Annotated in this window: 11 protein-coding genes; 3 read left to right on the forward strand and 8 right to left on the reverse strand. The window is 70.3% G+C overall.

The annotated features are described in order from the left end of the window. Positions 1 to 6 precede the first annotated feature (6 nt). The 8 genes from GF068_RS19440 to GF068_RS47075 all read right to left on the reverse strand — a co-directional run bounded on the left by GF068_RS19440 (position 7) and on the right by GF068_RS47075 (position 10,885). The gene (locus GF068_RS19440) at positions 7 to 756 is read right to left on the reverse strand and encodes a hypothetical protein (protein ID WP_153820903.1); all 750 of its coding nucleotides are present in this window, start codon (positions 754 to 756) and stop codon (positions 7 to 9) included. 129 nt (positions 757 to 885) lie between these two features. Beyond that, the gene (locus tag GF068_RS19445) at positions 886 to 2,988 is read right to left on the reverse strand and encodes a PAS domain-containing hybrid sensor histidine kinase/response regulator (protein ID WP_153820904.1); all 2,103 of its coding nucleotides are present in this window, start codon (positions 2,986 to 2,988) and stop codon (positions 886 to 888) included. 195 nt (positions 2,989 to 3,183) lie between these two features. Beyond that, a complete protein-coding gene (locus tag GF068_RS19450; protein WP_338046468.1) occupies positions 3,184 to 5,301 on the reverse strand; it encodes an ATP-dependent helicase in 2,118 nt (705 codons plus the stop codon). An 86-nt stretch (positions 5,302 to 5,387) separates the two neighbouring features. Continuing rightward, entirely contained in the window at positions 5,388 to 6,314 is a 927-nt protein-coding gene (locus GF068_RS19455; RefSeq protein WP_153820905.1) for a hypothetical protein, read from the reverse strand. A gap of 149 nt (positions 6,315 to 6,463) precedes the next feature. Further along, positions 6,464 to 7,657 (reverse strand): protein kinase domain-containing protein, encoded by a 1,194-nt coding sequence (locus tag GF068_RS19460; protein WP_153820906.1) that lies wholly within the window; start codon positions 7,655 to 7,657, stop codon positions 6,464 to 6,466. Continuing rightward, positions 7,654 to 8,553 carry a serine/threonine-protein kinase gene (locus tag GF068_RS19465; RefSeq protein WP_153820907.1) on the reverse strand — a complete coding sequence of 300 codons (900 nt, stop codon included), beginning with the start codon at positions 8,551 to 8,553 and terminating at the stop codon, positions 7,654 to 7,656. The genes GF068_RS19460 and GF068_RS19465 overlap by 4 nt, the downstream gene beginning before the upstream one ends. Before the next feature lie 182 nt (positions 8,554 to 8,735). Then, positions 8,736 to 9,740: a FliH/SctL family protein gene (locus GF068_RS19470; protein ID WP_153820908.1), complete on the reverse strand. Its 1,005-nt coding sequence runs from the start codon at positions 9,738 to 9,740 to the stop codon at positions 8,736 to 8,738. Between the two features lie 86 nt (positions 9,741 to 9,826). Beyond that, on the reverse strand, positions 9,827 to 10,885 hold the full coding sequence (locus GF068_RS47075) for an extensin family protein (protein WP_170319573.1): 1,059 nt from the start codon (positions 10,883 to 10,885) through the stop codon (positions 9,827 to 9,829). Between the two features lie 113 nt (positions 10,886 to 10,998). On the opposite strand from GF068_RS47075, the gene mrtC reads away from it, so the two are divergent. Genes mrtC through GF068_RS19490 form a run of 3 tightly spaced genes read left to right on the forward strand, consistent with a single transcriptional unit; the run spans position 10,999 to position 13,428 of the window. Continuing rightward, positions 10,999 to 11,739 carry a myxosortase MrtC gene (gene mrtC, locus GF068_RS19480; RefSeq protein ID WP_153820910.1) on the forward strand — a complete coding sequence of 247 codons (741 nt, stop codon included), beginning with the start codon at positions 10,999 to 11,001 and terminating at the stop codon, positions 11,737 to 11,739. Next, positions 11,739 to 12,404, forward strand: a complete 666-nt coding sequence (locus GF068_RS19485) for an HAD family hydrolase (RefSeq protein WP_153820911.1) — start codon at positions 11,739 to 11,741, stop codon at positions 12,402 to 12,404. The genes mrtC and GF068_RS19485 overlap by 1 nt, the downstream gene beginning before the upstream one ends. A 10-nt stretch (positions 12,405 to 12,414) precedes the next feature. After that, positions 12,415 to 13,428 (forward strand): NAD-dependent epimerase/dehydratase family protein, encoded by a 1,014-nt coding sequence (locus GF068_RS19490; protein WP_153820912.1) that lies wholly within the window; start codon positions 12,415 to 12,417, stop codon positions 13,426 to 13,428. The last annotated feature ends 8 nt before the right edge of the window (positions 13,429 to 13,436 follow it).

Genomic DNA, 13,436 nt, shown 5'->3' on the forward strand with positions numbered 1-13,436 from the left:
CTCTCCTCAGCCGAGGTTGCGCTTCTTGTCGCCCGGCGCGCCCGGCCCCGAGACCTGTGGCATTCGCACCGAAGGCTTGCGCGCCGGCCGGCCCTCCGCGCGCGGCGGCGCGAGCTTTCGCAGCGTGGCCCCGACCTCCTCGCGCACGTGGGGTCCGAGCAGCCGCTCGGCCTGCGCCACGATTCGACCGGCGAAGGCGGCGAGGATCGCCTGGCCCTCGAGGTCGTCGTGCTCGGGGGCGCTCGTCTTGCGCCGGTGCTCCTCGTAATCGCGCGCGGCCGCGCCGAGCGGACCCGGCGCGGAGAGGGCGCGGCGCACGACGAGGCGCGCGCCCCGCTCGCTCGTGACCTCGGGCAGCTCCGCGACGATCCGGAGCGCGCCCTCGACATTACCAGCCGCCGCGAGCATGGGCGCGAAGTATCTGCGGGCGAGCTCGACCAGGCGCGGGGCGAGCTTCTGCTCGTCGAGCACGTGGACGTCCGGCGAGAGCAGCCCCGCCACGCCGGCCTCGTGCAAGAAGGCGTTGAGGACCCGCGAGCGCGTGGGGGCCGGGCGCAGGTACGTCCCGGAGCCCCGCTCGGCCGGGCGCGCCGCGGGCATGGCCTTGACGGAGCGAGGCCGCCGCGCCCGCGCGAGGTGCCGGTCGGCGAGCGCCTTCTGCGTAGCCGGGTCGGCGCCCGAGACGAGCTCGGTCACGCGTTTGGCGGGGCCAAAGCCTGGATCCGAAGGACGAGGGGGGCGCTTTCCGCTGGACATGCGACGAGGTGTCTCCCGAAAAGGAGGCTGCTCGTCCGTCTACCACGCGGAAAGCGTTCAGGTGTGGAGAACTTGGAGAGGCCCGGACGAATATTGTCCGAGGCTGGATCCAGGCTGATCCTGGAGAGCTCAGGCGGCCCGGAGCACGGCCTGGATGGCGTCGAAGCTCGCGGGCTTGACGAGGTGGGCGTCGAAGCCGGCCCGGAGCGCGCGATCGCGGTCCTCGGCCTGGCCATACCCGGTGATGGCCACGATGAAGGGGCGCGCGGCTCTGCCGTCGCGCAGGCGCCTGCAGACCTCGTAGCCGTCCATGCGCGGCAGGCCGATGTCGAGCAGGACGACCTCGGGAGAGCCGCTCGAGACGGCCTCGAGGGCCGCCTCGCCGTCATGCGCGACGGCGACCTGGTGGCCGAGGGTCTCGAGCAGCGCGGCCATGGTCTCGGCCGCGTCGACGTTGTCGTCGACGACGAGCACGCGGCGGCACTGGCCATTCGTGAGGACCGCGGGTTTGTGTGCGTCCGTCATCGGGCGATCCTCCAGCGCGAGCCGGACCAAAAATTCGGAGCCCTTCCCGAGCCCGTCGCTATGGGCTTCGACCTTCCCGCCATGCAGCTCGACGAGGCGGCGAACGAGCGAGAGTCCGATTCCGAGACCCCCCTCGGAGCGATCGAGGGTGCGGGTCGATTGATAGAACGTATCGAATACATGCGGCAGGTCCTTCGGGTCGATGCCACGGCCGTTGTCCTTGATGCGGATGAGCGCTTCGCTTCGGGGCCCCCTCTCGATGCGGAGCTCGATGCGTCCGCCGTCGTCGGTGTATTTGGCTGCGTTGTTCAGCAAATTGGACACGACCTGCGTGAGCCGCGCGGCGTCGACGTTCACGGGCAGCGGCTCCGCGCAAGGCGCGAGGACGAGCTCGTGCTTGCGGGCGTCGATGAGCGGGCAGGTCGATTCGACGGCGTGGCCGACGATCTCGCCGAGCTCGCGCGTCTCTCTCCGCAAGGTGATGCGACCACGCGAGATGCGCGAGACGTCGAGGAGATCGTCGAGCAGGCGCGCGAGGTGGCCGACCTGTCGCTCGATCACGTCGCGGGACCTCGCGAGCCGCGGCTCGTGCAGGTCGAGCCGCTTCTGGATCTCCACGGCGGTCTTGATGGGCGCGAGCGGATTGCGGAGCTCGTGCGCCAGCATGGCCAAGAATTCGTCCTTGCAGCGATCGGCCTCGCGCAGGGCCTCCTCGTTGCGCTTCGCGAGGGTGATGTCCTCGACCACCGCGGTCGACGAGCGGATGACGCCGTGGATGTCCCGCAAGAAAAAGCCGTGCACGCGCACCCAGACCGCGCCGCCGTCCTTGCGGAGGTATCGCTTCTCGGCCCGATAGACGCGCCCCTCCCGCGAGGCCTCCCGGAATTCGGCGCCGTTCCTCTCCCGATCGTTCGGGTGCGTGATGTCCTGGAAGGTCTTGCCGACGAGCTCGTCCGCCGAATACCCGGTGATCTCGCAGAAACACGCGTTGACCCGGATCAAGCGCCCCTCCGCGACGGAGACGTGCGCCATGCCGAGCGGGATCCAATCGAAGAGCAGCCGGATGAGCTCGTCGCTCCAGCGCGTCGCGGTCTCGGCCCCCCTGCGCGGCGTGACGTCGCGGATGACCGTGGCGCGCGCAGGGCGGCCCTTCACGCGGGTGTTGCCCCCACGAAGCTCGGCCAGGAATCGGCTGCCGTCCTTGCGCTGGAGCACGGCCTCGTAGGTGGTCTCGGCGCCGCTCGTGCTCTGCTCCTCGAGCAAGGGTCGATATTCGGCCGGCGCGAGCATCTGCTTGCGCGTGCCGACGACCTCCTCGCGGCGATACCCGAAGACCTCGGTGAAGGCCTGGTTGACGTCGAGGATCACGCCCTCGCTATGCAGGACCAGCGGATCGAAGCACGCCTGCGCGAGGGCGCGAAATCGCTCCTCGCTCTCGCGCAGGACCCGGGCCTCCACCTTCCGTCGCACCTCGCGCGCGAGCAGCCAATCGACGAGGGACGTGCAATCGCCGAACCGCTTCTCGGAGCCACGCACCCGCGCCCCCATCCAGCCCATGGCGAGGCAAAACGAGAGGAACAGGGCGAAGAGCAGCCCGTCTCCTCCAACCGCCGCCGAGCGCGTGAACACGGCGACCGCCGCGACCAGCGACAGGGCGGCCACGAAGAAGCCGAGCGACGCGGACCATTGCTTTCGTTGGGTCTGCATTCTCTTGCCGTTCCGTGACGTCACGGAACGTCGAACACACCCGTACTACGATCGGCGCAGGTCGCACGTCACGGCGTATGCATTTGCTCGATGATGTCCGGACTCTCCCGCGATCACCGTCGGCGGCGCGATTCTCTCGATCCTGCGGGGTTCAGCCGCCCGGCAGGATCGAGAGAATCGCGAGAGGAGCGTCCCTCAAAACTTCGGGCGCGCCCGCGGGATCATCGGCAGCTCGCCCGGCGGGAGCGTCGGGATCGAGTTCAGCGCCGCCAGGAGGTTCGCCGCGCCGGCCTTGGTCTTCTCGATGCCCGGCGCGATCGGCGTGGTCTCCTCGCGCTCCTCGTAGAGCTCGCGCGGCAGCTCCAGCAAGAACCGGCTCGGCGTGCGCGGCACGAGCTTGCCCCGCTGCCCGCGCGCCATGCAGCGCGACATGTAGAGTTTTTCCCGGGCGCGCGTGACGGCCACGTAGAAGAGACGCCGCTCCTCTTCGATGCTCACCGCCCCGTCCTGGTCGCCGGGCACGAAATCGGTGGCGCGCTCGGTCGTCGTGCGAGAATGCGGGCAAAACCCCTCCTCGACGCCGATCACGAAGACGTACGGATACTCGAGGCCCTTCGCGCCGTGCATCGTGGTGAGCGTGACGCGGTCCGTGGCCTCCTCGTCCTGCTCGTCCATGCGGAGCGCGAGCAGGCGCAAGAACTCCATGAATTGCACCCGATCCCCTTTGCCGGCCTCGTCGCGGCGCGCGAAGAGCTTGAGCAGGCCCTCGACGTTGCCCCAGCGGCGCGCCGCGACCTGCGGGTTCGCCGAAGCCGCCAGGATGTCGGCCTTGAGGCCAATCGCCTCGCAGAGCCTCGCCGCGACCTCCGCGCTCGGCAATTTTTGCTCGAACGCGAGCCGACCCCCCTCGATGATCCGGACGAACTGCCGGCACCCCTCGAGCGCCCCCGGCGGCAGCTCCCGCACCGCGTGCGCGCGCTGGATCACGGCCCAGAGGCTCATGTCCTGCGCGGTCGCGTGCGCGGTGATCTTGTGGAACGCGACCTCGCCGATGCCACGCGCCGGGTAGTTCACCACGCGCCGGAGCGACATCTCGTCGTCCGGCGAGAGCACGACCTTGAGGTACGCGATGAGGTCCTTGACCTCCTTGCGCTCGAAGAACTGCTGGCCGCCGATCATACGAAGCGGGATGCTCCGCTCCTTCAAGGCCTGCTCGATCGGCTGGGCCTGGAGGTTCGAGCGGTAGAGCACGGCGATGTCCTTCGGCCGGACGCCGTGCTTCTCGATGAGCATCTGCGCCTCGTTCGCGACGAAGCTCGCCTCGACCTCGGGGTCGGCGCAGACGACGACCTGCGCGATCGGCCCCGCGCCCTGCGTGGGCACGAGGACCTTCCTGTGCCGTTTACCCGATTGCCGCGCGAGGATCGCATTCGCCACGTCGAGGATCGGCTTCTTCGAGCGATAGTTGTGCTCGAGCTTGACGACCTTCGCGCCCGGGAAATGGTCCTCGAACGAGAGGATGTTCTTCACGTCCGCGCCGCGCCACGCGTAGATCGACTGATCGTCGTCGCCGACGACCACCACGTTGCGGTGCGAGCCCGCGAGCAGGAGCACGAGCTCGAGCTGCGCGTGGTTCGTGTCCTGGTACTCGTCGACGATGAGGTACCGGTAGCGCATCCGGTACTTCTCCAGCACGTCGGCGCGCTTCTTCCAGAGGCGGACGAGCTCGCAGATGAGGTCGTCGAAGTCGAAGGCCTGGAAGGTCCGCAGCGCGGCGAGGTACTTCGGGTAGACGAGCATGCTGATCTCGTCGTACTCGTCCACGCCGCGGCTCTTGCGCTGCTTCTCGAGCCACTCCTCGGGCGTGATGAAGTCGTTCTTCGCCGCGGAGATACGCGCGAGGATCGCGCCGATGTCGTAGTTCTTCGTGGTGCGCAGCTCGCGCAGGATCTCGCGGATCGTGCTCGTCTGATCCGCCTGGTCCAGGATGGCGAATTTGGTGCCGCGGAAGCCGAGCGCGCGTGTCTCCTGGCCGAGCGTGTCGAGGCCGAAGCGGTGGAAGGTGCAGACCTTGAGGTCCTTCGCGACCTTCGGGCCGACGAGCTTAGAGACGCGCTCGTGCATCTCGGCGGCGGCCTTGTTGGTGAAGGTCATCGCGAGGATGCTCTGCGCGGACACGCCCTTGCCGAGCAGCCGCCCGATCCGCTCGGTGACGACACGCGTTTTGCCCGAGCCGGCCCCGGCGAGCACGAGCATCGGCCCGAGATCGTGCTCGACCGCCTGCTTCTGGGAGGGGTTGAGATCGATCGCCACGGACCGGGGGTAGCGCGGCCGGGGCGGGTTGGGTAGTCGGAATTTTTCGCGGTGCGTCGGGGCGCTGGATCGCGCTGTTTTCCCGATCAGGGCGGGGTGGCGAACTGGCCGGGGAACGGATTGGCGTCGTGGCGCTTGTTGACCTCGTCGTTCGTCCAGGGGAACGGGTTCGTCCCGCGCTCGTGGAAGAAGGCGAAGCCGATGACGCCGACGTTGCGCGAGTCGCCGCCGGATTTGCGGGTCGCGTACGCGCCGCGCACGGAGCCGAAGCGGAAGGCGGCGACGGCGTCGACGCTCTGGCGGAAGCCGTCGATCTCGAGCTCGCCGTGCGGCTGCACGAGGTAGCCGCGCTTCGTGAAGCTCGCGGCGCGGCCGTCGATCACGTCGAGGCCGTCGACGGAGACGACACACTCGATGCGGTTCGGCGTGCGATTGCGAATGACGATCGTGTAGCGGCGGCCCGCCTCGCCGACGATGTAGCTCTTGTCGCTCGCGACGAACCCGTTCAAGAACGCGCCATTCTCGTCACGCAGGCCGACGAGCAGCGCGCCACCCGCGACGGGGGTGACGCCGCCCGAGGTGCGGCGGAAGCCGGCCGCGTTCGCCATGGAGCGCGCGCCCTCCTCGTCGTTGTAGAAGAGGCTCGACATCGAGAACGGGCTCGTCGGCTCGGCGCGCTGGAACGGGACCGTGGTGATCGACGACGAGCGCGTCTCGCCCCACTGCGTGCCGAGGCCCGGGCGATTCTGGGGCTCGGGCTGCATGACCTCGGCGCGCTTGGCCTCGGCCTCGAACGCGCCGGGGCGCTGCGCGGCGCCGGCCGTCGCGGCGGCGGGCGGAGGCGCGCTCGGGGCTGCCTCGTCCGTGACCGGCGCGTCGCTCGGGAAGCCGGCCGAATCGCCGCCGAACTGGCCCTGCGAGGCGCTCGCGCCCGTCGGGGTGGCTTCACTCGCCCGCGCGTCACCCGGCGTCGCCGAGCCGCCGCCCGTGTAGGAGGCTCCTCCGCATCCCATGGCGGAGGAAAACAACGTCGCCAACGAAACAGCCAAAAACCCGCGTCGGATGAGGTCCATCGTCGTTCTCCCCACGGCTCGCGCCGTTCGCCGGTGGAAACGGAGGCGTGCAAGGAGACCTTACACCGATCGTGTGTCGATCGGATCGTTCACGACGCCCCCCGCGCAAAAACGACCGGAGTCGCGGGGCCCGGGGAGGACGCGTGCGGGCCGAGGAGCCTGCCCACCGCGAGCCCGACGGCGAGCGAAGCGATGGCCAGGGCGGAGACGACCATGCGGCGCAAACCTTCCCCGCCGTCGTGATCCCGCGAAGGCGAGGCGGCGCGGCGGGACGAGGGGCGAGCGGCGGATGAAAAAACCGCGGACGGCGTGGTGTCCTCGGCGGGGCGCGCGTGACGAGGCGCGAGGAGGGCGGGGATCTCGGCGGCCATGGCCTCGGCGGAGGGGAAGCGGTCGTCGGGATCCTTTTCGAGCGCGCGGAGGATCCAGGCGTCGAGGGCCGCGGAGATGGGCTGGGGGGCGAACCGCGACGGCGGCGCGGGGATCCGATCGAGGTGGGCGAAACGCAAGGCGTCGAGGTCTGCGATATCGTCGAAGGGGCCACGACCTGCGAGGAGCTCGTACAGGACGAGGCCGAGGGCATAAAGGTCGGCGCGCCCGTCGACGGGTCTGCCCGCGAATTGCTCGGGGGCCATGGTGCGCGGCGTCCCGAGCGAGGCGCCCCGCGCGCCCGGCCCCTCCGCGCCCCGGGCGGGCTCGGCGGCGCCGAGGTCGAGGATCTTGGCGCGGCCGTCGTCGCAGAGGAAGAGGTTCTCGAGCTTGACGTCGCGGTGCACGAAGCCCGCGCGGTGGAGCGCGCCGAGGCCGCGGAGGATCTGCGCCGCGATGGCGAGCGTCGTCGGCACGGAGAGGACGCCGATGCGGCCGAGCTCGGCGCGCAGATCCCGCCCTTCGAGCAGCTCGAGGACGAGGTACGGGCGGCCGTCGTCCGAGAGCAAGCCGAGGTCCTGGACCTCGACGAGGTTGTCATGACGCACCATTGCGAGGATGCGCCCCTCGTCGGCGATCCGCTCGGCGAGGCCATGGCGCTCGGCGTTCGCGGGGAGCAGGGCCTTCAGCGCGGCGCGGCGCCCGAGCAGGGCGTGCTCGACCTCGAAGACCTCCCCGACGCCGCCCTTTCCGAGGGGGCGAACGACGATCCACTGCGTGCCGGGCGCGCGCTCGCCGCGGCGGAGGGGCGTTGCGGGGAAAACGCGCCGGGTGGAGGGCGCGCGAGGAGGCTCGACGGCGTGATCCTCGGGCACGGTGGAGCGCGCGTGGGGGTCTTTGCGGGTGGTGTTCACGACGCCCTCCTCTCCGCGGCGAAGGCGGCCTCGGGCGCGACGGCGCCGCGGATCGCGGCGGCAAAGGCGGCGGCCGTGGGATAACGGCGCGCGGGCTTCTTTTCGAGGGCGCGGGCGACGACGCGGGCGAGCGCGGGCGGGGCGCCCGAGACGTCGTCGAGGCGGCGCGGGGCGAGGCCGAGGTGGGCGCGCATGACGGTGAGCATGTCGGCGCCGACGAGCACATCGAAGGGACCACGCGCAGCGACACACTCGAAGAGGACGATGCCCATCGAATACACGTCGGTGCGGGCATCGACGCGTCCGCCGAGGATCTGCTCGGGGGCGAGGTAGCGAGGGGTGCCGAGGATGAATTGATGGTCCGTGGTGCGCCAGGTGGCGGCGCCGTGGACCTTGGCGATCCCGAAGTCGAGCATCGCCGGGCGCGGGGGGCCGGACGTGGATTCGACGAGGAAGATGTTGCCGGGTTTGACGTCGCGGTGCACGACGCCGTGGTGGTGGGCCGCGTGCAGACCGTCGAGCGCGCCCGCGATGAGGGTCGCGGCGAACGCGGGCGCGAGGGCGCCTTTGCGGAGGCGGATCTCGCGGAGGGTCTCGCCGGCGAGGCGGGGCATGGCGAGGAAAGGACGGCCGTCGCGGGTCATTCCAATCTCGCGGAGGGGGACGAGGTTCGGGTGCCGGAGCGAAGCGAGCAAGCGGCCCTCCTGGAGGAGGCGCGCGGCGGCCTCCTGGGAGTCACGCATTTCGTGGCGGAGGACCTTGATGGCGCAGAGCTCGCCGGAAGGGCCTTTGGCCTCGTACACGTCGGCGGACGAACCGCCGCCGATCAAACGAACGACACGATAACGGGTCCCCACGAGCGGATCGGTCGGGAGTGCAGCAGCGTCGATGAGCATGAGTTCGTCCCTCCGGGGGTTCGTCCGAGCATGACCCCCTCGCACGCATGTCGACAGAACGAGGGCGGCAGTTGCGTGGTTGGACGAAAAAATCGTAATGGGGGGACGGGTGTTCAGGTCTGCGGGGGTGGGCGCGCGGGACGCGCGAACGAGGGGAGGGCCCGTTCGACCGCTGCCGGACCTCAGCGCCCGTTCGTCGCCGCGAGCCAGGAGGCGAGGTCTTCGGCGGAGAGGTCGAGGACCAGGTCGCCGATATGCTCGGCCCCCTGCGCGAGCACCCGCTCGGCGAGCCGCGCCCGCTCGGCGTTGGTCAGCCCTCGCGCGAGCCGGCGCTCGAACTGGCGGACGAGCGGCCGCAGCTCTCCTTCCAGGAGCCCCTCGGCGCGACCTTTCTCGATGCCCTTCTCGATGCCCTTCTCGATCCCCTTTTCGATGCCCTTCTCGATGCCCTTCTCGATCCCCTTCTCGATGCCCTGTTCGAACCCTTCCTCGCGTCCCTTCTGGAAGTACGTTCGCGCGAACTCGCTCTGGTACTCGTAGTTCTTCATGCTCATGACGGCCTCCAGGGCCCTTCGTGCTGCCGCGCCCATCGAGAATAGCACGAGATCCGCGTACATCGCACGGGTCTCCTCGTCCTCGATCCCCGCGCTCGCGATGATCGCAGCCACCGCGACGTCCACGCCCTTCTCGGTTGGCCCGTGCGCCATCGCCGACAGGACCGCGAGCTCCGGCCTCCTCTGCGCCTCCTCGATGTCCGCCACGACCGGGACGCCCGCGGGTCCCAGGACGAACGGCGTGACCAGGTTCTGGCCAGGGCCGAGCACGATCGGCTCGGCCAGGCGCGCCGCGAGCGCCGGGTCGGGCGTGACGAGGAGGAGGCACGCCGGGCACTTGTGACGCGCACGCGCGCCGACGAGGTAGGCCGGCCACGCGAATGACTTCTCCCGCTTGGCGTCGTTGAGCTGGACCTCGACGATGATGGCCAGCACCGGCCTCCCGTCGAGCAGGAGCACGAGCAGATCGGCGCGCAGCTCCCGGGGGATCACGTCGCCGAGCACCGCGGATTCGATCCGCGCCTCGGTGAAGCTCGGGAGCACGACGTCGAATGCCTCGCGCAAGATCTCCGCCGCCAGGAGCGGGCGGTTGCGGAACAGCTCGACGATCCCTTCGTGGGGCAGGGAGGGCACGGGCGCGTTCTTACGCCGGTCTCCCCCAGTTTGTCAAGGGAGCGTTTGCCCGCGGATACGCCGACAACCTCCCCTGCCCCGTGCCTTCAATGCACGAGGAACCACCGCACGCCGGGCTTGATCTCCATGTGAAAATGGTCGGCGTGGTCGGCGTTGTAATTCGGCGAGAGCACGTACGTGAAGATGCCCGCGTCCTGCGATTCACACACGAGCGCGCGGAGCTCCTGCGCGAGGGCCTGCTCGGGCCTCCGCGCGCCCTCGCCGCAGGTCTTTTCGCCGATCTTGCCGTGGAAATGGTCGAGGACGCTGATCCAGGTGCCGTCCTTCTTGCGGAGACGGCCGACGTCGATCGCGAGCCCCGCGGGGTGACGCGTGCCCGGCGGGGCCCAGCGCGGCGAGGGCTTCGGCTTCGCCGCCTCCGTGACGATCTCGCGCGGCTTGCCGAGCTTCTCCGGAGCCTTGGCCGGCTCCTTCCGCTTCGTCCCCTTCGCCGCGCCCTCGTGCGCGTGTTTCGCCCCGAGCGCGCCCTTGCCGAGGTCCCGCGCCTTCGCGGTATTCGCCGGCGGGAGCTTCGGGTTCGCTCGGGGCGCCTCCTTCTTCGAGGCTTCCTTCCCCGCCGCTCCCTTCTTCGGGGCGGCTCTTCGCGGCGCTTGCTTCTTCGCGACCTTCCGCTTCGCCGGGGCCGCGGGCGCTCTCGCCTCGCGCGGCACGTTCGGCCGATACATCGTGTAATGGATGACCTCGTCGATCTCGTGCCGCTCGAGCACCGCCGCGAAATCGTCGAGCGCGAGCGCCAGCCGCGCGTCGAGGATCTCGAAGATCGACGTGGCCCGCTGCTCCTCCGGCAGCGCGGAGTGGATGTACACGCCGTGCAGCCGGCCCGTGAGCCGGATCGGCGCCCGCACGCCGGGCGCGCTCTCGACGCGGATGTACGGCAGGCTCCGGCGGTCGAGCTCGGCGAACGCCTCCTCGTCCGTCATGTTCGCGTATCGATAGGCCGGGCTCGCCTCGACCACCGCGGGCTCGGGCGTCACCAGGAACGGCGAACCCGCGCTCGCCGGGCGGGCGCAGACGAGGCCGGCGCCGAGCGTGAGCGCCGCGAGGCACGACGGGGCCAGGGAGCGGAGAAACGAACCGAGCACCACGAGCCGAATGTACCCGTCGTCCCCAGGAAGGCCAGAAAATCGAAGTTCTTCCCGCCCGGCCCTGCCTCCCCGGGCTCGCGCGGGCGGCCAGACGAGGGTATCCTCGCCCGCGCGTGCTCCCCGACTCCCCGGCTCCCCTCGCGCCCGAAGCGCCCGCCCCCGAGGCGCCGAACGCGCGCCGCCCGCTGCTCGTCGCGCTCGCCACGACCGTCCTGGTGACGGCGCTCTCGTACCTCACGCCGAAGGATCACGCGGGGACGGCGGTGGGGCTCGTGTTCCTCGCGGTCACGTGGTGGCTCGTCCTGCGCGCGGACGAGCACGTGATCCGCGCGCATGGGCTCTCGCTCGGCGGCCTGCTCGAGCCGCTGCCGCTCGATCGGCGGCGGCTCCTCCGCGACGCGGCCACGGCGCTGCTCTGGGTGCTCGTCCTCGCGCTGATCATTTTCCCGCCGTTCTGGATCGGCTTCAAGCTGTTCTGGCGCCTGAAAATGCCCTTCGTGTTCCGGGCGCTCACCTCGCCGTGGAACGAGATTTCCGGCCATTTCCTGGCCGTGGCGCTCCCCGAGGAGGCGTTTTTCCGGGGATACCTCCAGACCCGGCTCGACGCCGCGTGGCCGCCGCGGTGGCGCGTGCTCGGCGCCGATCTCGGCCCGGGGCTCCTCGTCGCCTCGGCGATCTTCGCCATTGGGCATTTCTTGACCGTCCCGAGCCCGGACCGGCTCGCGGTGTTTTTCCCCTCGCTCGTGTTCGGCTGGCTCCGCGCGCGGACGGGCGGCATCGGCGCGGGTGTCGTGTTCCACGCGCTCTGCAACCTCTTCTCGGCCACGCTCCAGCGCGGATACGGCCTCACGTGATGAACGAACAAAAACCACGCGCCGCGCTCTTCGACATGGACCGCACCCTCGTGCGCAAGGAGACCGCGAGCCTCTATGTGCGGTATCTCCGGGACATCGGCGAGGCGACGACGTTCGACCTCCTGAAGACCTTGTACTGGGTCGGGCAGTACACGCTCGGGCTGCTCGACGCCGAGAACATGGCGGAGAAGGCGCTCGGGCCGCTCGCGGGCACGCCCGAGAGCGTGCTCAGCGCGCGTTGCGAGGACTGGTTCGGCAAATACGTGGAGGTGCACATCGCCGAGGCCGGGCGGCGCGCGGTGCAGCGGCACAAGGAGGCGGGCGACGTCTGCGCGATCGTGACGGGCGCGACGAAATACGCGGCGCGGCCGCTGGCGAGGCGGCTCGCGATCGAGCACGTCGTGGGGACCGAGCTCGAGCTCGATACGCGTGGCCATTTCACGGGGCGCGCCGAGCGGCCCCTCTGCCTCGGCGCGGGCAAGGTGCGGCGCGCCGAGGCGCTCGCCGCGAAGCTCGGGTTCGTCCTCGAAGAGTCCACGTTTTATTCGGACAGCGTGACCGACGTGCCCCTGCTCGAGCGCGTGGCCGAGCCGATCGCCGTGAACCCCGATCCGCGGCTCGAGCGCGTCGCCAGGCAACGCGGGTGGAGGATCGAGCGATGGTGACGAGGCAGCGATGAGCGGCATCCCGCGCAGCAAAACCGCCTTCGTGACGGGCGGGACGGGCTTCCTCGGCTGGGAGATCACGCGGCGATTGCTGGAGACGGGGCATCACGTGATCGCGCTCTCGCGCAGCGGTGAATTGCCGGGCGAGCTCCCGCGGGCCGAGCTCGAGATCGTGCGGGGGGACCTCGACGACGTGGCGACGCTGCGCGAGGCCATGCGCGGCGCGTCGGTCGTGTATCACGTCGCGGCCGACGTGCGGATGTGGCGCGCGAAATGGGCGGAGATCGCGCGGACGAACGTCACGGGCACGCGGAACATGGTGCAGGCGGCCCGGGACGCGCGGGTCGACCGATTCGTGTTCACCTCGACGGGCTCGACGATCGGAAAGCCGTATCCCCCGACCGAAGAGGTCGTCACGGTCGACGAGACGAGCGCGTACAACTTCGCTCCGCTGCAGATGGTCTATCCGCACACGAAATGGCTGGCGGAGCAAGAGGTCGAGCGGGCCGCGAAAGAGGGGCTCTTCGCCGTGATCACGCACCCCGTGGCGGTGTTCGGCCCGGGTGACTGGAAGGCGAACGTGCTGCCGCTCTTCCTTTCGACGCGGAAAGGCACGACGATCGCCGTGCCAAACGGGATCCGGACCACGTGCGACGTGCGGGACGTGGCGACGGCGCACCTCGCGGCGGCCGAGCGCGGAGGCTCCGGGCGCCATTACATCCTCGGGGGCGAGTCGCTCTCGGTGCGCGCGCTGCTCACGCGGATCGCCGCCGCGGCCGGCGGGCGGGCGCCGCGCTTCACGCTGCCCGATCGTGCCGTGATGGGATTGTCGTTCTTGATGGAACGGGCGGCGCGGATCTCCGGCCGGCCGCCCCTGTTGAGCCACGAAATATCGCTGCAGAGCACGCTCCGGGTGCGGATGTCGTCGGCGCGCGCCGAGAAGGAGCTCGGGTACACGTCGCGCCCGCTCGACGTGTCGCTCGGGGACGCCGCGAGGTTCTACCGGGAACGCGGATGGTTGTGAAGCGCTCG

This window comes from Polyangium spumosum (assembly GCF_009649845.1).
GTDB classification, from domain to species: domain Bacteria; phylum Myxococcota_A; class Polyangia; order Polyangiales; family Polyangiaceae; genus Polyangium; species Polyangium spumosum.